At 61.9% G+C, this 17,755-nt stretch carries 18 protein-coding genes; 9 read left to right on the top strand and 9 right to left on the bottom strand.

The window, feature by feature from the left end; genetic code table 11:
• Positions 1–2: 2 nt before the first annotated feature.
• Positions 3–554, bottom strand: coding sequence for a thioredoxin family protein (locus ACO06O_RS06585; RefSeq protein ID WP_421877565.1), 552 nt, complete (start codon positions 552–554; stop codon positions 3–5).
• 154 nt (positions 555–708) lie between these two features.
• On the opposite strand from ACO06O_RS06585, the gene ACO06O_RS06580 reads away from it, so the two are divergent.
• Together ACO06O_RS06580 and ACO06O_RS06575 are read left to right on the top strand one after the other, a co-directional pair.
• Positions 709–1,062, top strand: a complete 354-nt coding sequence (locus ACO06O_RS06580; protein ID WP_421877563.1) for a hypothetical protein — start codon at positions 709–711, stop codon at positions 1,060–1,062.
• An 89-nt stretch (positions 1,063–1,151) separates the two neighbouring features.
• Entirely contained in the window at positions 1,152–1,493 is a 342-nt protein-coding gene (locus ACO06O_RS06575; protein WP_421877561.1) for a DUF2794 domain-containing protein, read from the top strand.
• Positions 1,494–1,496: 3 nt separating this feature from the next.
• Here the strand turns inward: ACO06O_RS06575 and ACO06O_RS06570 are convergent, their stop codons facing one another.
• The 3 genes from ACO06O_RS06570 to ACO06O_RS06560 form a co-directional block, all read right to left on the bottom strand.
• Positions 1,497–2,144 (bottom strand): MBL fold metallo-hydrolase, encoded by a 648-nt coding sequence (locus ACO06O_RS06570; protein ID WP_421877559.1) that lies wholly within the window; start codon positions 2,142–2,144, stop codon positions 1,497–1,499.
• A gap of 53 nt (positions 2,145–2,197) precedes the next feature.
• The gene (gene ppk2 / locus ACO06O_RS06565) at positions 2,198–3,166 is read right to left on the bottom strand and encodes a polyphosphate kinase 2 (RefSeq protein WP_421877557.1); all 969 of its coding nucleotides are present in this window, start codon (positions 3,164–3,166) and stop codon (positions 2,198–2,200) included.
• 69 nt (positions 3,167–3,235) lie between these two features.
• Entirely contained in the window at positions 3,236–4,750 is a 1,515-nt protein-coding gene (locus tag ACO06O_RS06560) for a class I adenylate-forming enzyme family protein (protein WP_421877555.1), read from the bottom strand.
• 141 nt (positions 4,751–4,891) lie between these two features.
• Between ACO06O_RS06560 and ACO06O_RS06555 the strand changes: the two genes are divergently transcribed.
• The 5 genes from ACO06O_RS06555 (at position 4,892) to ACO06O_RS06535 (ending at position 9,460) form a co-directional block, all read left to right on the top strand.
• Entirely contained in the window at positions 4,892–6,817 is a 1,926-nt protein-coding gene (locus tag ACO06O_RS06555) for an acyl CoA:acetate/3-ketoacid CoA transferase (RefSeq protein ID WP_421877553.1), read from the top strand.
• A 1-nt stretch (position 6,818) separates the two neighbouring features.
• Positions 6,819–7,298 carry a GNAT family N-acetyltransferase gene (locus tag ACO06O_RS06550; protein WP_421877551.1) on the top strand — a complete coding sequence of 160 codons (480 nt, stop codon included), beginning with the start codon at positions 6,819–6,821 and terminating at the stop codon, positions 7,296–7,298.
• A 4-nt stretch (positions 7,299–7,302) separates the two neighbouring features.
• Positions 7,303–7,998: a rhomboid family intramembrane serine protease gene (locus ACO06O_RS06545; protein WP_421877549.1), complete on the top strand. Its 696-nt coding sequence runs from the start codon at positions 7,303–7,305 to the stop codon at positions 7,996–7,998.
• On the top strand, positions 7,991–8,809 hold the full coding sequence (locus ACO06O_RS06540; protein WP_421877547.1) for a nitroreductase family protein: 819 nt from the start codon (positions 7,991–7,993) through the stop codon (positions 8,807–8,809). The genes ACO06O_RS06545 and ACO06O_RS06540 overlap by 8 nt, the downstream gene beginning before the upstream one ends.
• 66 nt (positions 8,810–8,875) lie before the next feature.
• Positions 8,876–9,460 carry a nitroreductase family protein gene (locus tag ACO06O_RS06535; RefSeq protein ID WP_421877545.1) on the top strand — a complete coding sequence of 195 codons (585 nt, stop codon included), beginning with the start codon at positions 8,876–8,878 and terminating at the stop codon, positions 9,458–9,460.
• 15 nt (positions 9,461–9,475) lie between these two features.
• Here ACO06O_RS06535 and ACO06O_RS06530 read toward each other — a convergent pair whose 3' ends face one another.
• The 5 genes from ACO06O_RS06530 to ACO06O_RS06510 form a co-directional block, all read right to left on the bottom strand.
• Positions 9,476–10,312, bottom strand: a complete 837-nt coding sequence (locus ACO06O_RS06530; RefSeq protein WP_420417204.1) for a CheR family methyltransferase — start codon at positions 10,310–10,312, stop codon at positions 9,476–9,478.
• Positions 10,309–11,469 (bottom strand): protein-glutamate methylesterase/protein-glutamine glutaminase, encoded by a 1,161-nt coding sequence (locus ACO06O_RS06525; RefSeq protein WP_421877543.1) that lies wholly within the window; start codon positions 11,467–11,469, stop codon positions 10,309–10,311. The genes ACO06O_RS06530 and ACO06O_RS06525 overlap by 4 nt, the downstream gene beginning before the upstream one ends.
• A complete protein-coding gene (locus ACO06O_RS06520; RefSeq protein ID WP_421877541.1) occupies positions 11,470–11,835 on the bottom strand; it encodes a response regulator in 366 nt (121 codons plus the stop codon).
• Between the two features lie 134 nt (positions 11,836–11,969).
• Positions 11,970–14,798 carry a hybrid sensor histidine kinase/response regulator gene (locus ACO06O_RS06515; RefSeq protein ID WP_421877539.1) on the bottom strand — a complete coding sequence of 943 codons (2,829 nt, stop codon included), beginning with the start codon at positions 14,796–14,798 and terminating at the stop codon, positions 11,970–11,972.
• A gap of 93 nt (positions 14,799–14,891) precedes the next feature.
• Positions 14,892–15,569: a histidine phosphotransferase family protein gene (locus tag ACO06O_RS06510; protein ID WP_421877537.1), complete on the bottom strand. Its 678-nt coding sequence runs from the start codon at positions 15,567–15,569 to the stop codon at positions 14,892–14,894.
• 89 nt (positions 15,570–15,658) lie between these two features.
• Here ACO06O_RS06510 and ACO06O_RS06505 point away from each other — a divergent pair, with 89 nt between their 5' ends.
• Both ACO06O_RS06505 and ACO06O_RS06500 read left to right on the top strand, forming a co-directional pair.
• Positions 15,659–15,859: a DUF3553 domain-containing protein gene (locus tag ACO06O_RS06505; RefSeq protein WP_420417209.1), complete on the top strand. Its 201-nt coding sequence runs from the start codon at positions 15,659–15,661 to the stop codon at positions 15,857–15,859.
• 148 nt (positions 15,860–16,007) lie between these two features.
• Entirely contained in the window at positions 16,008–17,714 is a 1,707-nt protein-coding gene (locus tag ACO06O_RS06500) for an NADH-ubiquinone oxidoreductase-F iron-sulfur binding region domain-containing protein (protein WP_421877535.1), read from the top strand.
• Positions 17,715–17,755: the final 41 nt, after the last annotated feature.

Here is a 17,755-nt window from a genome sequence, read left to right as displayed (position 1 = left end):
TTTTATCCACGCCATTTAATCGAACAGCCCATCGCGGGTGGCTGATCCGTCGGCGCGGGCTGTCCCGAAGCCACCGCGATCATCGCGTCGACCAGGTCGCGTTTGGCGTCTTTCGGACCCGGCATCCGGGCGCTTTCGTCCAGCCGGCCGCGATACACCAGCTTCAGATTCGCGTCGAACCCGAAGAAGTCCGGTGTGCAGACAGCGCCATAAGCCTTTGCGATTTCTTGGCTTTCGTCGATCAGATACGGGAAGTCAAAGCCATAGCGCGCGGCGAAGTCCACCATCCGCTCCGGCGCGTCCTGGGGATAGGCCGTCCAGTCATTCGACATGATCGCGACGAAGCCGATATCCTGGCTCCGCAGATCCCGAGCAGCCGGGCCAAGGCGATCCGCGACCGCGACGACATAGGGGCAATGATTGCAGATGAAGGCAACAACCGTCCCGTTCTTGCCGCGCAAGGCGTCCAGCCTATGCACGACCCCGGCCGGGTCCGGCAGGGCGAAGGGTGGGGCTTCCGTGCCGAGGGGCGTTTCCGGCGACACCGCTGCCATTTCGTCCTCCTGGGAAAATCCTTGAAATCCGTGGGCCTTTGTACGCATTGGCCCCAAGGATCGCAATGCCGCTCCGACCTGGCGGGCTAATGGCCCGGTTCTTGCTAAACAATGTGGCGAAATCTGGACGATCTGATTACCGGAGCACCGATACATGCCCCTGCGCGCCACAGCCCGTAGAACATCCCTGCTCGCCCCACTTTTCGGCCTGACGGTTCTGTTAAGCGCATGCGGCGGCGGCAGCGAGTTGATCACGCCCGCGACCGCCATTATGGCCTCCGGTGCCGTCATCATCGCCGAAGACAAGACCCCGACGGACCTAATCGCCAGTGCCGTGACCGGCCTGGATTGCGACACGATTCGCAAGAGCCGGGACAAGGGCCCGCTCTGCCGTCCGGAAAAGGAAGAGGTGATCGAGGCCCCGCTCTATTGTTATCGCACCCTGGGCACCGTGAACTGCTTCGAGCGCCCCAACCCCTACGGCTATCAGCAACGCACCATCAACTGACCGATCGGCGGTCATTATTTTGACGCTTCCGTGACCATCCCGAATTGGGGTAGGCTTTCCGCCAGGACCCATCGACGGATGCGAGGCCGATGACGGAGCTGATCGATTTCTCCGAGTACCGCCGCCGAGGCGCGGGCAAACAAAGGGTGTATTTCGATCAATCCGAACTGCGGCTACTGCTGGATATGTATTCCAGGCGCGTCGCCACCGGCGAATGGCGCGACTATGCCATCGACTTCAACGGCCCCGTCGCCGTTTTCTCAATCTTCCGGCATACCCATGAAACCCCGATCTATGCGATCGCCAAGCGCCGCAACGGCAAGCATTGGGAATTCATCATCCGAACCGGCGGCCAGACCGTGAAGCGTGGGCGCGAATTGCCGGATGTCCTGAAGGTTCTGGAAAAGAAACTGCGCCTCGTCGATGCGTAACCGCTACCCGCCGACCACGTGATCGGCGACGAAGGGGTTCGACCGGCGTTCTTCGCCGAATGTCGAATAGGGCCCGTGGCCCGGAATAAAGACCGTTTCGTCGCCCAGCGGCCAGAGCTTTTCGACAATCGACCGAACCAGTGTCGGCCCGTCGCCGCGCGGAAAGTCGCTGCGCCCGACCGAGCCCTGGAACAAAACGTCCCCAACCCAGGCGATCCCCGCCTCGCGGTCGTGAAAGACGACATGACCCGGCGTGTGACCTGGGCAATGATAGACATCCAGAACACGGTTTCCGACGGTGACCGTGTCGCCTTCGATCAGCCAACGGTCTGACGCAAAGGCTTCGGTCTCTGGAAAACCGTAGCGGGCGCAATCCTCTTTCAGGCGGTCGATCCAGAACCGGTCTTCCTCATGCGGCCCCTCCAGCGGGACGGACAGGCGGTCGGCCAGAACACGGGCAGCGCTGCAATGATCGAGATGACCGTGGGTCAGCAGGACCTTTTCGATGGTCACCCCGTTCTGCTGAGCAGCGGCGAGGATGCGGTCGATTTCACCGCCCGGATCGACGACGGCGCCCTTCATCGTATCGGGGCACCAGATGACGGTGCAGTTCTGCTGAAACGGCGTGACGGGGACGATGACGGCTTTCATGATCAAGGATGTAGCCCGCGCCGCGCCCAGGCTCAACCATTCCGGTGTGCGGTTTATACGTGCAAGGCTTCCCCGAAGACGTGATCGCTATGGCCAATCAGGTGGCTGGCCGGTCCGACGATGCGCGGATCCGGCTCCTTCAGCACCTTCCTGTCCTTCCCGGCATAGGGAAGGTGGTGCAGGAAGTGGGTCATGCAGTTGAGGCGCGCGCGCTTCTTGTCGTTCGATTTGATCACCGTCCAAGGCGCGTCCGCCGTGTCGGTATAGAAGAACATCGCCTCCTTCGCCTCGGTATAGTCGTCCCATTTGGACACGGCGACCTTGTCGATCGGCGACAGTTTCCATTGTTTCAGCGGATCGGTCTCGCGCATTTCGAATCGGCGCAGCTGCTCGTCCTGCGTGACGGAGAACCAGTATTTGAACAGGCGAATGCCGCTGTTCACCAGCATCCGCTCCAATTGCGGGGTCTGGCGCATGAATTCCAGATACTCCATGGGCGTGCAGAACCCCATGACCCGTTCGACGCCGGCCCGGTTATACCAGGACCGGTCGAACAGAACGATCTCCCCCGCCGTCGGCAAATGTTTGATATAGCGCTGAAAATACCATTGCCCGCGCTCTTCCTCGGTCGGCTTTTCCAACGCCACAACGCGCGCGCCGCGCGGGTTCAGATGCTCCATGAAGCGCTTGATCGTCCCGCCCTTCCCGGCCGCGTCTCGGCCTTCGAAAAGGATCACGACCCGCTGGCCGGTTTCCTTCGTCCATTTCTGGACCTTCAGCAGCTCAACCTGAAGGTTGGCCTTGCGGCGTTCATAGACCGTTCGGCTGATACGGTTCTTGTAGGGATACTCGCGGCTTTGAAAGCTGCGCACCGCCTCCTCGTGTTCATCCAAGTCGGCCTTGTGAAGGGACGATTCCGATTTCGCCGTATCGCCGTCGGCGGTCTGTTCCGGCGGCAGTTCCTTGGAATCCGGGCTGTCGGCCAGAACCGGCTTTTCCGGCATTTCGGTATCGTTCGTCATGGTTCCCCCTTGATCACGTTCCGGCATTCTGTCGGATTGCCGTGACGGACCAATGACATAGGAAAAATTTCAAGCGGTTTGCCGCCGCGCCGCGTCCCGTTCCCTTAATTCGGTCTTCAGCACCTTACCGTAATTGTTCTTCGGCAAGGCATCGACGAATACATAGTCCTTGGGCCGCTTGAACCGCGCGATCTTCTGAAGACACAGCGCATCCAACTCCGTCGGAGGCGCGGCACCAACCACATAGGCGACCACGACCTCGCCCCATTCCGGGTCGCGCCGGCCGATGACCGACACCTCGTCGACATGGGGGTGTTCCAGCAGAACCTCCTCGATCTCGCGCGGATAGATGTTCGTGCCGCCGGAAATCACCAGATCCTTGGATCGGTCCATCAGCGTCAGATACCCATCCGCGTCGAACTTCCCGACATCCCCGGTATGCAGCCAACCGCCCCGCAGGGTTTCCGACGTGGCCTCCGGATTGTTCCAATATTCCTTCATCACACTGTCGCCGCGGACCAGGATTTCCCCGGCCTCCCCCACCGGAACGGGGTTGTCGTCGGCATCCGCCACCCGGACCTCGGTATTCGCGAAGGGCAGTCCGACCGATCCCAGACGCTCCAGATAGCGCGGCTGTGCCGTATCCGCGATGGCCTGACGTTCCAGACATGTGATGGTCATGGGACTTTCGCCCTGACCGTAGATCTGGACCAGGCAAGGCCCCAGTTTCGCCAGCGCGGCCTGCGCGTCTTCGACATACATCGGCCCGCCGCCATAGATCAGCGCCCGCAGATTGCCGGTCGGGCTGGGCCCGCCATGCCGGGTCAGGCGATTGACCATGGTCGGTGCCGCGAACATGGAAGTGCCCGGCCAGCGCTCGATCGTGTCGAAAATCTCCGCCGCATCGAAGCCGCCGCTTTCCGGCGTCACCTGACAGCAGCCACGGGCCAGATGCGGCAGGATGTAAAGGCCCGAACCATGGCTCATCGGGGCGGCATGCAGGATCGCTCCGCCCGGTTGCAGACGATCGATGGAAGCGAAATAGGCCCAGGTCATGGCGGCGATATTGCGATGGGTCAGCACCGCGCCTTTGGGCCGTCCGGTTGTCCCGGACGTATAGAACAGCCAGGCGAGGTCGTCCGCCCCGACATCGCACAGCCCGATCCCGTCGGAACTCAAAAGCCGCTCATGCTCCGTGGAGGCGAAGCGGATCATCGGAACGCCTTCGGGCAGTCCGGGCGCGGCGGTGTCGGCCAGATCGTCCGATACGAATACGGCGCGAGCCTGGGAGTTCTCCAGGATAAACGCGACCTCGCTTTCATGCAGCTTGCCATTGATCGGCACCGCGCCAAGGCCGGCCCACCAGATCGCGTACAGGGTTTCGGCGTAATCCGGGCCGTTTTTCGCGAAGACGGCGACAGTGTCCCCTGTCGACAAGCCAAGGCGGTTGCGAAGCCCGCCGGCCAAGCGCGAGACCCGGAGCGCGCTTTGCCGGAAGTCGCGCACCACCCGGCCGCCGACACCGATGGACGGCAGGTCGCCGAACGCCTTCGCCGAACGGTCCAACCAGATCGCCAGATTCATCGCATGCTCCCTCAAGACTTTCTATTTTGCCGAAAACTGTAACGTCTTCGCAGCAACTGCCAAGCCATGGGACACGATACGAACCCTTTTGGCCCGTGGCGGCGTCGGATAAGGTCTGGCGAAACGGGGGAGGAAATCGCGATGAAGAACAAAATCGTATCGGCGGACGAAGCGGTCGCGATCATCCGCAGCGGCGACACCATCGCCAATTCAGGGTTTGTCGGCGCCGGGACGCCGGACGCGCTTCTGGAGGCCCTGGCGCGGCGCTTCGATCAGTCGGGGGCGCCATCCGATCTGACGTTGATCTTTGCGGCGGGTCAGGGCGACGGCAAGGAACGGGGGTTGAACCGGCTGGCGGCCCCGGGGCTGGTGCGCCGGGCAATCGGCGGCCATTGGGGCCTGATACCCAAGCTCGCCGCCCGCGCGGTTGCCGGGGAAATGGAGGCCTATAACCTGCCGCAGGGTGCGATCTCCAACATGTACCGCGATATCGCCGCCGGCAGGCCCGGTTCCTATTCCAAGGTCGGCCTGGGCACATTCGTCGATCCCCGTCAGGACGGCGGGAAGATCAATGCCGCCACGTCCGAAGACATCGTCACAGTGGAGACCCGTGGCGACGAGGAGTTTTTGTTCTATCGGACCCATCCGATCCAGATCGCTCTGATTCGGGGCACGACGGCGGATTCCGCCGGCAATATCACGATGGAACGCGAGGCACTGACCCTGGACAATCTCGCCATGGCGATGGCGGCCAAGAATTCCGGCGGTTTCGTCCTGGCCCAGGTCGAGCGGATTGCCGAACAGGGATCCCTGCCGCCTCGTCAGGTGCGCATTCCGGGTAATCTGGTCGATTGCGTCGTGGTGGCCGAAGGCGACCTGCACCGGCAAACCTATGCCACCGCTTATTCCCCGGCTTTCGCCCAGGAAATCCGCGCGCCGATGACCGGCCTGGCGGGCATGCCCCTGGATGAGCGTAAGATCATCGCCCGTCGCTGTGCCTTCGAACTGCCGATGAACGGCATCGTCAATCTGGGGATCGGCATGCCGGAGGGGGTAGCGCGCGTCGCGGCGGAGGAAAAAATCCTGCGCTATGTCACCCTGACCGCGGAATCTGGCGCCATCGGAGGCATTCCGGCGTCGGGCCTGGATTTCGGCGCAACGGTGAATGCCGACACCATTCTGGATCAGAACCAGCAATTCGACTTCTATGACGGTGGCGGTCTGGATCTGGCCTGCCTTGGCCTCGCCCAGGCCGACCGCGCAGGCAATGTGAATGTCAGCCGCTTCGGCCCACGCCTCGCCGGGGCGGGAGGGTTCATCAATATTTCCCAGAACGCGAAGAAGGTAGTCTTCGCCGGGTCGTTCACGGCGGGCGGCCTGGCCATCCGCGTCGCCGATGGCGGATTGCGGATAGACACGGAAGGGAAGGCCCGAAAGTTTCTGCCGGATGTGGAGCAAATCACCTTCTCGGGTAGCCGCGCCCATGCGTCGGGACGGCAAATCCTCTATGTCACGGAAAGATGCGTCTTCCGGCTTGGCGAAGGCGGCCTTGTCCTGACCGAAATCGCTCCGGGGGTGGATCTGGAGCGCGATGTCCTGGCACAGATGGATTTTACGCCTCAGATCGACGGTCCCATCCAGATGGACAGCCGGATCTTCGACGATGCCCCCATGGGGTTGATTGACGATCTGACACGCATTCCCCTGAAGGACCGCCTGACCTATCGCGCTGACGCGGGGGCGCTGTTCCTGAATTTCGAAGGGTTGTCGGTGCGAACGACCAAGGATGTCGACGCCATCCGGGATGCCGTCGCACGGGTTTGCGATCCCTTGGGCCGTAAGGTACGGGCCGTCGTCAATTACGACAGCTTCACGCTGGACGAAACGGTGGCGGATGCCTATGCAACCATGGTCTCGGAGGTTGTGGACACCTACTATACGGATGTCTCGCGCTATACCACGTCGGCTTTCCTGCGGCTGAAACTGGGTGAGATGTTGTCCAGACGAGGTCTGGCCCCGCATATCTACGAAACCGAGGCCGAGGCGCGGCAAGGCCTGGGAGGCTGACATGATCGACATCAGGCGCGCCGTGCCGGCCGACGCGGGCACGCTGGCCGCCCTTGCTTATGCGCTGAACCAACATTTCGGCATCGACGAGCCCGCCTTTACCGCGGATGCGATTGAACCGCTGATGAGCGGCAACGACCCCCTCATGGTCGGCTACCTGGCTGAGGCCGATGGCGTCGCGGTCGGCTATGCGCTGTGTCAGAAATTCTTCGATACGGACACGGGCACCATGGCGACTTGGCTGTTGGATTTGTATGTCGACCCGAACTACCGGGCGGGTGGGCTGGGTCGGCGCATGCTGGCCCAGGTCGCTTCTGACGCGCAGAAAAAGGGCCAGCGTTGCGTCGGTCTGGCGGTCTATCGCGACAATCCCGCACGGCGCCTTTATGATCGGATCGGCGCAGCCCTGTCGCCCGAAGCCCTGGTCTATGAATTGCGCGACGAGAATCTGGACAGCCTCGCCCAAGAGGCCCAGTTATAGCCGCATGACCGATCCCTCCCCCTTCGGCGGCCCGCAGCCGCCCGCTCGCCCCATGTTCAACGCGCCCAAAATCGTCCTGTGGACAATCGGCGCAACATTGTTGGTGTTTCTGTTCGTTCAATTCGGACCGGACCCGTGGGTTCATGAACTGCTGCAGTATCTCGTCTTCAATCCGGCCGATCTGGCCTATTTCGACGCTTATCCGATCACCATCGGGATTCGCTGGATCGGCTATGCGTTGATGCATGGCGGATGGATGCATGTCCTGATCAATTGCGCCTTCCTTTTGGCCTTCGGAACACCGATCGCCCGGCAAGTCCCGGTCGGAACCTTCCTGGCACTCTATGCGCTGGGCGCGGTCGGCGGGGCCCTGGCCGTGATGCTGATCTATGAAGGGCGGGAACTGTATCTGGTCGGCGCGTCCGGTGCAGTCTCCGCCCTGGTCGGGGCCCTGTCCCGCATGGTCTATTTGCGGCGCGGGCGCGAATTCGTGCCGCATCCGTTTTCCGATCGCCGGTCGGGCACGATCTTCATCGCCGCCTTTTTCGGCATCAACCTGATTTTCTCCTTCCTGCCGGGGCCGGGCGGCATGTCCGTGTCGGGCGAAAGCCATATCGGTGGCTTCGTCACAGGGTTCCTGATGTCCCTGATTCTGCCCTGGCATAAGTCTCATGCGAAAGGACGCGCCGCCAATGACTGACAGCAAGGATCCGATCCGGGCGCGTTTCGGTGACGGGCCGGCACTGACCGCAGATACGGCCCCACTCGCCGGTATGCTGACGCGGGGATCCTGCCGGAAGTTCACTGACGAACGGATTTCCGACGAGATCCTGCAAAGCCTTGCCGCCGCAGCCCTATCGACGCCGACGAAAAGCGACCTGCAGCAGCGCGATATCCTGTTCGTCGAGGACGCGGCGCTGCGCAAATGGATGGACGGGTTGTTCCCGGACATGCCATGGATCGCGGACGCCCCGCATTTCCTGCTGTTTCTGGCGAACAACCGGCGGCAGCGGCAGGTTCACGAATGGCGAGGCCGCGATTTCGCAAACGATCATCTGGATGCGTTCTTCAACGCCTCCGTCGACGCGGCTGTCGCTCTGACGGGCTTCACCTTGGCCGCGGAAATGCTGGGATATGGGAGTTGCCCGATCAGCGCGGTACGCAACCATGCCACCGCGATCTCGGACCGGATCGGCCTGCCGGAGCATGTCTTTCCGATCTGCGGGCTGGCTCTGGGCCGGCCGGCGTCGGCGCCCCCCGTCAGTCCGCGGCTGCCGCTCAGCCACACGCTGCATCGCGACCGGTTCACCGAAGACGGCATTCGCGACGCGGTCGACGCCTATGACGCCCGACGGAACGAGACGCATCCCTTCAGGACCCAACGGCTTGCGGATCGGTTCGGGGAAACCCAGCCTTATACTTGGTCGGAAGACAAGGCGCGGCAATACGCCGTTCCAGAACGCGCAGATTTCGGCCAGTTTGTTCGAAACAAGGGGTTCGATCTTCGTTGACCCTTGATCGCGGGGTCAGGGACCCCAAATAGGGTTTTGCGAATGATTCTTAATTGGAGATGCTGAATGAGCAATAAGTCGGTGGTGCTGTCCCATATTTCCGAACGACGCTCGGTCAAGGCAGACATGCTGATCGAGCCCGCGCCGGACGACGCGCAATTGACGGCATTGCTGCAGACCTGCATGAGCGCCCCGGATCACGGCGCAATCCGGCCCTGGCGCTTCAAGGTTATTCGCGGAGACGACCGGCACAAGCTGTCGGACCTGTTCGAAACCGCCCTGAGAAAGCGCGACCCGGCGGTAGACGACCAAACCGTCGCGACGATCCGCTCAAAGCCGCTGCGGTCCCCCCTGATCGTCGCGGTCGGTGTCGACGTCATGGAAAATCATCCGAAGGTCCCGGTTGAGGAGCAGCTAGTGGCCGCGGCCTGCGCCACGCAGAACCTGCTGCTGGCCGCACCGGCCGCCGGGTGGGGCGCAATCCTGCTGACCGGTTGGCCTGCCTTCGACGAAACGGTTCGCGCCGGTCTCGGATTCCAGCCGAAGGATAAGCTGGTTGGGTTCGTCTACCTGGGGACGCCCAGCGAGGCACCGCGCCCGATGGCCCGGCCCGACGTATCGGCATTCATCGAGAATTGGCCAGGCGCATAACGCTCAGGCCGGCCGTCAGGCGACCTTGACCGCCGGCGTGCCGTCGGAATGCTGGTACATGCCGCGCAGGTTGGGCACCGGCTTGAACTTTTCCGTCACGCCCAGCACCGTCTCCGCCCCGCCCAGATAAAGCACGCCATCCTTCGCCAGGACGTCCGAGACCTGGCCCAGGACCTTCGCCTTGGTCGGTTGATCGAAATAGATCAGCACGTTACGGCAGAAGACGATGTCGAAGTTTCCAAGTCCGCGGGGGTGTTCCAGCAGATTGAACGGGCGGTAGTCGATCATCGAGCGCAAACCGGCGTCGATATGCCATTTGTCACCGTTCTGCTTGAAATACTTCACCAGCATTTGGATCGGCAGGCCACGCTGCACTTCGAACTGGGTGTAGATCCCTGCCCGCGCCTTTGCCAGCATCTCCTCGGAAATGTCGGTCGCGACGATCTCGAAACGCCAGCCCTGAAGTTTGGCCTGATCTTCCTTCAGGATCATGGCCAGGGAATAGGGTTCCTGACCGCTGGAACAGGCCGCGCTCCAAATCCGGATCTTGCGGGTCGCGGCGCGGTTGATCATCAACTGCGGCAGCACGACGTTGCGGAACTGATCGAACGGCTTGGTATCGCGGAAGAACAGGGATTCGTTCGTTGTCATCGCCTCGGTGATATCGGCGATGACCTTGGCGTCCTTGCGCAGCCGAACGGCGTCGCAAAGCTGATCCAGATCCTTCATGCCATGCTTGCGCGCGACAGGCATCAGACGCGTTTCCAGAAGATACGCCTTGTCCTTGGTCAACACCAATCCCGAACGCTGCTTCAGCAGCGTTGCAAGCATATCGAAATCTTCGATCTTCATGGCCGTCCTCCGTCGACCGCGAAACGACGAATCTCCTGGCCGATCTTCTCGAGCGGCAAAACCGCTCCGCATATTCCCGCTGCGGCCGCCGCCCCCGGCATACCCCAAACGACGCTCGTCGCCTCGTCCTGTGCCAGAACCTGCGCCCCGGCGTCAATGCAGACTTTGCCGCCCTTGACGCCATCGGAGCCCATACCGGTCAGGATCGTTACCAACAGTTTCGCCCCATAAACCGCCGACAAGCTGCGCAGCATCGGATCGACCGCCGGCCGGCAGAAGTTTTCAGGCGGGTCTTCAGTCAGTTCGATCACCGTGCGGCCACCGGACGACCGGATCAGCATATGACGTTCGCCCGGGGCCAGATAGATGCCGCCGCTTTCGACCGCCATGCCCGTCGCGCCCTCGACGCATTTGCGACCCGTGCTGCGGCCGATATGTTCGGCCAGGATCGTGGTGAAAGTCGGCGGCATGTGCTGCGTGATAAAAATCGGCTGACGCACCTCCCCAAGATCCTTGAGAACCCGCATCAGCGCCTGCGGCCCACCGGTGGAACTGCCGATGGCGAGCGCATCCGGACGGAACGGCTTCAAAGGACGCAGGACGATCTCGCGCCCCTTTGCCTGCAGCGGCACGGCGGCGGTCGATCGGGCCGGATCGGCGCGGAACGTCGTTGACTTCGGCGCCAAGCGGCCGGCACGACGGCGCGCGGCTTTGCCGAGCGAACGGACTTTCTCGACCAGTTCTCGCTTGAACTCATCGGCAGAACGCAATTCACCGGTCGACCCCGGCTTCGTCACGTAATCGGCGGCGCCAAGCTCCATCGCCTTCAGCGATATTTCGGCATTCCGCTTGGTCAGGGTCGACGCCATGACGACCTGAGTATTCGGATGCTCTGACACGATTTTGGGCAGGGCCTCGATGCCATCCATGTTCGGCATCTCAATGTCCAGCACGACGACTTCGACCGGATTGCGCTTCAACTGCGCCAGGGCGCGCTCGCCATCCCCGGCAGAGGCGACGACGGAGATGTCGCCCGCCTCTTCCAGCATCCGGCTCAACATACCACGGATCACAAGCGCATCATCCACCACCATGACGCGGATCGGGTCGGCGCTACTGGCCCCCGCTGCTGCTTGCGATGCGCCCAGGCTGCTCATTCAAAGAAGCCCCACCTGTGCAAATTTCGAGGATACGATCTCGCTGTCGAACGGTTTCATGATGTATTCGTCCGCACCCGCCGAAATCGCTTCCTGAATGTGATTCAGGTCGTTTTCGGTAGTACAGAACACCACTTTCGGGTCACTACCATTGGGCAGTTTGCGCAACTCCTTGAGGAATTGCAGTCCGTCCATCACGGGCATGTTCCAGTCGAGAAGAACGCCGTCCGGCATCGACTTCTTGCACGCGTCGAGCGCCATTTGGCCGTCTTCCGCTTCGATGACCTCGAAACCGAGTTCCTCGAGGATCTTTCGCGCCACCATACGGATGACGCGGGAATCGTCGACGACAATGCAGGATTTCATTGTTCTACCCCACTGAACACTAACCGAATTCAAACACTTTGATCCGCCGCAGGCCCGAGTTTGCGCCCGGCGATGCCGACTGATCCCATCCGAGATTAGCCGTCGCCTCTACCGGTCGCAAGGACGCCGTGACGTCAGCCGGCCTGTCTCACGAACCCGTCGCTCAAGGTCTCCGACAGCGCCTGCAGCAGGCCGTCCCGGTCATGCTTCGCGACATAGTCCGTAAATCCAACCTCATGGCCGCGCTCCAGATCTCCCTGGGTCGTGTGCGATGACATAGCAACGATCGGAAGGTCAGACCACCGGCCGCCGCCGCGCAGTTCCTCAACCAGTTCGAAACCATTCATGCCGGGCATTTCGATATCCGAGATGATGGCGTCGAAATTCGCACCGCGTGCCTGAAGTTTCAGCGCCGCTTCCGCACTGTCGACCGAAGTGACCGCATAGCCGGCAGCCGACAGCATCGGCGACAGCAAGTTGCGGAAAAAGGCGCTGTCGTCGACCAGCAGAATGCGCTGTTTCTGGCTTGTGTTGGTTTCCAGCGCGCCGCCTTTCTCGCGGCCGAACCAATCCGGGAAGGCAACCGTCAGATAATGCGCCGTGTCGATGATTTCGGTCGCATGGCCGTTGACGATCGCGCTGCCCACGAAACCGTCGCGCGTCGCGCCGTGTTCGACGGTCAGGCGGTCTTCGACAATGTCCAGAATCTCGTCGACGACCAGCCCCATGGATCGCGACCGATCGGAGAAGACCAGGGTCGGCTTCTTGCCGGTCTCCGGGAATTTTTCGTTGGGGTTGACCGGCACCAGCGGCATGAGCGACCCGCGATACTGCACCATGGCCCGGCCGTTGGAATATTCGACTTCGTCGAAATTGATTTCCTCCAGGCGTGCGACCAGCGCCAGCGGCACCGCCTTCGGCTGTTTGCCGTCGGCGCGGAACAACAACAGGGCGACACGCTCCTGCCCCTGGTTCGCGCGGGCATCGGCCGTCTCCAGCGCCTGCTGTTCGGCGACCTGAATTTCGCCGGTCGATTGCGCAATACCGTTCGGGTCCAAGATCATGATCACGCTGCCGTCGCCCAAAATGGTGTTCCCCGCAAAGATCGGGATATGCCGCACCAGCGACGAAACCGGCTTCACGACGATTTCTTCGGCGTCGTAGATCTTGTCGACGATGATGCCGAATGTATAGGCGCCGACCTGGCTGACGACGATGAACGCCTCGTCCAGATCGGTCATGTCCTCGGCGCCTTCGACGTCCAGAAGCTTGCGCAGATTGACCAGCGGCAACAGACGGTTGCGCAGACGCAGGACCGGCGTGCCATGGATCATTTCGATCTTGTGTTCGGCATCGGCCGACGCGCGGACCAGTTCGACAACGCTGATCTGCGGAATGGCGAAACGTTCGGCGCCGCATTCCACGATCAGGGCCGACACGATCGCCAGCGTCAGCGGGATCTTGATGGTGAAGGTCGTGCCCTTACCTTCGATCGACTTCAATTCGACGGTGCCGCCGATCTTGTCGATATTGCTTTTCACCACATCCATGCCGACGCCGCGGCCGGAAACGGAGGTGACCTGGGCTGCGGTGGAGAAGCCGGCGGCGAAGATGAACTGCTGAATCTGATGCTCGCTCATCTGGTCCAGCTCGGCCTCGGTGGCCAGGCCATTGCTGATCGCCTTTGCCTTGATCTTGTCGGCGGCGAGCCCTTTGCCGTCATCCTTGATTTCGATCAGGATGTGGCCGCCTTCGTGGAAGGCATTCAGGGTGATTGTACCGGTTTCCTGCTTACCCGAGGCGACACGTTGCGCTGGCATTTCGATGCCGTGGTCGGCGGAATTGCGGACCATATGGGTCAGCGGATCTTTGATGATCTCCAACACCTGACGGTCCAGTTCCGTCTCGGCGCCGATCATCTGCAGATCGATTTTCTTGTCCAGTTCAAGCGACAGGTCGCGGACAATACGCGGCAGCTTGGCCCAGGCGTTCCCGATCGGCTGCATGCGGGTCTTCATGACCCCTTCCTGCAGTTCAGAGGTCACATGGGACAGGCGCTGCAGCGGCGCATTGAACTCGCTGTCGCCCTGGGACCGCAGGATCTGCAGCAGCTGGTTACGGGTCAGCACCAGTTCCGAGACCATGGTCATCAGGTTTTCCAGAAGATCCACGTTCACGCGGATGGTCTGAATGACCCCGGCCCCTTCCTTCTTCTCGGCGGGCGGCGCGCCTTCGGCGGCTTTGGCTTCCTTCGCGGCGGGCGCGGTGGCCGGTGCGGGCGCAGGCAGGTTGGCTTTTTCCGGCTCCGCTTCCGGCTCCGACGCGGGCTCGCTGCCGCTGTCCGCCGCCTTCTTGCCGGCCATGGGATCCCCCGGGCCCTTGTAGACGGCGTTGTCGAACGCGGCCTGAAGTTCGGGGGAATCCTCGGCGACCTCGTCGGAATTCAGCATCGCGTCAAAGGCGGCGCTGCCGACGGCGGTCTTGCTGGCTTCCGCTTCCATCGCGGCTGCGGCGGCAGCGTCCTCTTCGTCGGTATTGTCGGAGGTGGCCGCGGCGGCCGGCGCATTATCGGCGCCCGGGACCTCGCCGGTTTCCGCAAGATGGTTCAGACGTTGAATGAGATCCGTGTCGTCGCCTTCCGGCTCCGCCTCGGTCTGTTCCAAGCCTTTCAGGATCAGCTTGATCTGGTCGAGGGATTCAAGGACCAGCGACACGGCTGCCGGCGAGACGTCGAGTTCGCCGTCACGGATCCGGCCCAGGACGTTCTCGGACGCGTGCGCAACCGCTTCCAACCTCGGCAGGCCGAGGAACCCACAGGTGCCCTTGATGGTGTGAACCAGTCGGAAAATATTGGACAGGATCGCCTGATCGTTTGGATTCTGCTCCAGCTTGATCAATTCGGTGTCGAGCACATCCATGCTCTCCGCCGTTTCCGTCAAGAATTCGCTGAGAAGATCGTCCATACGGTGTCTCCAGTCCCTAACCTTATACGCCCCGAATCCAGGCTTTCGTAATCATGCAGTCGAAAGGTAGTCCGGTAAAGGTTAAGAAAGAATTTAACCATCGCCTCGCGAAAGCGACAAAGTGACAGTTCCGCCCTGTTCTTTCACAGCGATGACATATCCGTTGTCGCGGGCGAAAATTCCGGCCAAAGCGCCATGGACGGTGCGCGGTGAAAGGTCGGCGGTGGCCGTGCGGCCGGCGATCGCATCGGCCAGGGCCGCCTCCATATGAGAATCTTTGCCGTCGGCGGCGACCTGCACAGTGCTGTCCGATACCGTTACCCGGATCGTACCGCCCCGCACGAGGCACTCTTTCGCCAATTCCGTCAGGATGAGAAGGATGCGCCCTGCCCCGTCCCCGAGCGTCGGGAGAACCGGCGGTAACGGCCAGGACAGATCGTGATGCGGGGCATCATCAAAGAACGCAGTGGCCGCCGCCCGCAATTGGGCCATGTTGGTGACCCCAAATCCGGACCGGCCATAAGCCATGCGATAGAATTGCAGGCGCGCGGCAGCCTGACGTGCGCTGTCCGCGACCAGTTTCAGGGCGTCTTCTCCAGCGTCGGCCCCCAACTCCTCCATCAGTTCCAAACCATTGGAAATCGCCCCGACGGGTCCGACGACCTCATGCGCAATCCGGGAAGCGATCAAATCCGCCAGGGCCGATTCAAGACTGGGTGTATGGGCTGGCGAGTCAGGGGCAACTGCGGGCATATCGGAACCGAACGTCATTTTTTCTGGCCTCTTCATTCGAATCGACGCATGATTTGTTGCACTGCACAATCAGATCGTCGGATTGAGCGTGAGGAGCGAGTAAACCCATGATCACCGATTATACGGGCGAACAGGGCCTCGTGCCCGGTGCCTATGTCCGCCATCCCGATGCACCGGACTGGGGGATCGGACAAGTCCAATCCTGCGTCGGAACCCGGGTGACCGTCAATTTCGAAGACCGGGGGAAGGTGCTGATCGACACTGCCGTCATCGGGCTGGTCGCGGCGGACGCAGAGATTGACGTTTAACGGCCAGAACGGCCGTCCTACCTTCCGTTAAAAATCGGCACGGGATTCGATCCGTCGCGGTCGACTCCTTTTTGCATGAGGGAACAGGTTTACCTGCCGCCCCCATGTCGTCACTCTGTGCGTTCTCGATACTGGCAGGAGAGTCTCTATGCCCGACGGCGATACCCGCGTCCGCCAATTCCGGAGCCCTGGCTTCGGCCGTCGCAAGACGACACCGCATCCGAAAGGCCGGCAGACCGATCCGGATGCATTGCGGGAAGTCGCCGATCTTTTGGGCGACGCGCCGCGCGACCGCGATCTGCTGATCGAACATCTGCACCTGATTCAGGATCGTTTCGGATGTCTGCACGCCCGTCATCTGCTGGCGTTAGCGGACGAAATGAACATGGCCATGGCGGAAGTTTTCGAAGTCGCCAGTTTCTACGCGCATTTCGATCTGGTGATGGAAGACGACCCGGCCCCGCCCGAACTGACGGTGCGGGTTTGCGATTCCCTGACCTGCGAGATGCTGGGGGCGCAGAAACTGATGGGCGACTTGCAGGAATGGGCCGGTGACGATGTCCGTATCCTGCGCGCGCCCTGCATGGGCCGCTGCCACCAGGCACCGGTCGCGGAGGTCGGGCACAAGCATCATGTGCATGCCAGTTTCGACACATTGAAGGCCGCCATCGAGACCCGCGACACCCATGCAGTGATCCCGGACTATCAGGATTTCGACGCCTATACGGCTGAGGGCGGCTATGCGCGCCTGAAAGCCTGTCTGAGCGGCGAAACCCCAGTCGAAAGGATCATCGAGACGCTGGAAGGCGCCAATCTGCGCGGTCTGGGTGGCGCAGGCTTCCCGACCGGCCGCAAGTGGAAGTTCGTCCGCATGGAAGCCAAGCCGCGACTGATGGCGGTCAATGGCGATGAAGGCGAGCCGGGTACGATCAAGGATCATCACTATCTGGCGCGGCGCCCGCACCAGTTTCTGGAAGGCATGCTGATCGGCGCCTGGGCGGTCGAGGCGGAAACCGTCTATGTCTATATGCGCGACGAGTACCCGGACATTATCGACGTCCTGAAGCGCGAAATCGCGAAGGTCGAGGCGGCAGGCCTGTCCGATCACGTCAAGATCGTCCTGCGCCGCGGCGCCGGCGCCTATATCTGCGGCGAAGAAAGCGCGATGATCGAATCCATCGAAGGCAAGCGCGGCCTGCCCCGGCACCGCCCGCCCTTCGTCGCCCAGGACGGGATCTTCGGCCGGCCGACCCTGGTCAACAATGTGGAGAGCCTGTACTGGGTCCCGGAAATCCTGACCAAGGGCGCCGATTGGTTTGCCGGTCACGGCGCGAACGGCCGCAAGGGCCTGCGCAGTTTCTCGGTGTCCGGCCGCGTGAAGGAACCGGGCGTCAAGCTGGCCCCGGCCGGCATCACCATCCGGCAATTGATCGAAGACTATTGCGGCGGCATGGCCGACGGCCACGTCTTCAAGGGATACCTGCCCGGCGGCGCGTCCGGCGGCATTCTGCCGGCCAGCATGGACGACATCCCGCTGGATTTCGACACGCTGCAGCCGCATGGCTGTTTCATCGGATCGGCGGCGGTTGTCATCCTGTCCGACCAGGACGACATGCCCGCGGTCGCGTTGAACCTGATGAAATTCTTCGAGGATGAAAGCTGCGGTCAATGCACGCCTTGTCGCGTCGGGACGGAGAAGGCCGTCAAGCTGATGGAACTGGCGAAATGGGACGTGCCCCTGCTGGAACAATTGTCGAAGACGATGATGGACGCGTCCATCTGCGGCCTGGGCCAGGCGGCGCCGAATCCGATCCTGACCTTGCTTCGATACTTCCCGGAGGAAGTGCCCCGATAGCCGCCTCCTTTTTCAACAATGGGTCACAACTGATTGCCTGA

The sequence above is a fragment of the Pacificispira sp. genome (genome assembly GCF_965228185.1).
Classification (GTDB): Bacteria; Pseudomonadota; Alphaproteobacteria; order UBA8366; family Aestuariispiraceae; genus Pacificispira.
The sequence above is the reverse complement of the archived record's forward strand: the minus strand, read 5'-3'. Positions and strand labels throughout refer to the sequence as shown.

Coding starts and splice junctions, on each gene's coding strand:
- ACO06O_RS06515 (WP_421877539.1), bottom strand. CDS start 14,798: ATGGACGATCTTCTCAGCGAATTCTTGACGGAAACGGCGGAGAGCATG.
- ACO06O_RS06525 (WP_421877543.1), bottom strand. CDS start 11,469: ATGAGCAGCCTGGGCGCATCGCAAGCAGCAGCGGGGGCCAGTAGCGCC.
- ACO06O_RS06575 (WP_421877561.1), top strand. CDS start 1,152: ATGACGGAGCTGATCGATTTCTCCGAGTACCGCCGCCGAGGCGCGGGC.
- ACO06O_RS06555 (WP_421877553.1), top strand. CDS start 4,892: ATGAAGAACAAAATCGTATCGGCGGACGAAGCGGTCGCGATCATCCGC.
- ACO06O_RS06585 (WP_421877565.1), bottom strand. CDS start 554: ATGGCAGCGGTGTCGCCGGAAACGCCCCTCGGCACGGAAGCCCCACCC.
- ACO06O_RS06535 (WP_421877545.1), top strand. CDS start 8,876: ATGAGCAATAAGTCGGTGGTGCTGTCCCATATTTCCGAACGACGCTCG.
- ACO06O_RS06540 (WP_421877547.1), top strand. CDS start 7,991: ATGACTGACAGCAAGGATCCGATCCGGGCGCGTTTCGGTGACGGGCCG.
- ACO06O_RS06545 (WP_421877549.1), top strand. CDS start 7,303: ATGACCGATCCCTCCCCCTTCGGCGGCCCGCAGCCGCCCGCTCGCCCC.
- ppk2 (WP_421877557.1), bottom strand. CDS start 3,166: ATGACGAACGATACCGAAATGCCGGAAAAGCCGGTTCTGGCCGACAGC.
- ACO06O_RS06570 (WP_421877559.1), bottom strand. CDS start 2,144: ATGAAAGCCGTCATCGTCCCCGTCACGCCGTTTCAGCAGAACTGCACC.
- ACO06O_RS06550 (WP_421877551.1), top strand. CDS start 6,819: ATGATCGACATCAGGCGCGCCGTGCCGGCCGACGCGGGCACGCTGGCC.
- ACO06O_RS06560 (WP_421877555.1), bottom strand. CDS start 4,750: ATGAATCTGGCGATCTGGTTGGACCGTTCGGCGAAGGCGTTCGGCGAC.
- ACO06O_RS06505 (WP_420417209.1), top strand. CDS start 15,659: ATGATCACCGATTATACGGGCGAACAGGGCCTCGTGCCCGGTGCCTAT.
- ACO06O_RS06500 (WP_421877535.1), top strand. CDS start 16,008: ATGCCCGACGGCGATACCCGCGTCCGCCAATTCCGGAGCCCTGGCTTC.
- ACO06O_RS06520 (WP_421877541.1), bottom strand. CDS start 11,835: ATGAAATCCTGCATTGTCGTCGACGATTCCCGCGTCATCCGTATGGTG.
- ACO06O_RS06580 (WP_421877563.1), top strand. CDS start 709: ATGCCCCTGCGCGCCACAGCCCGTAGAACATCCCTGCTCGCCCCACTT.
- ACO06O_RS06510 (WP_421877537.1), bottom strand. CDS start 15,569: ATGACGTTCGGTTCCGATATGCCCGCAGTTGCCCCTGACTCGCCAGCC.
- ACO06O_RS06530 (WP_420417204.1), bottom strand. CDS start 10,312: ATGAAGATCGAAGATTTCGATATGCTTGCAACGCTGCTGAAGCAGCGT.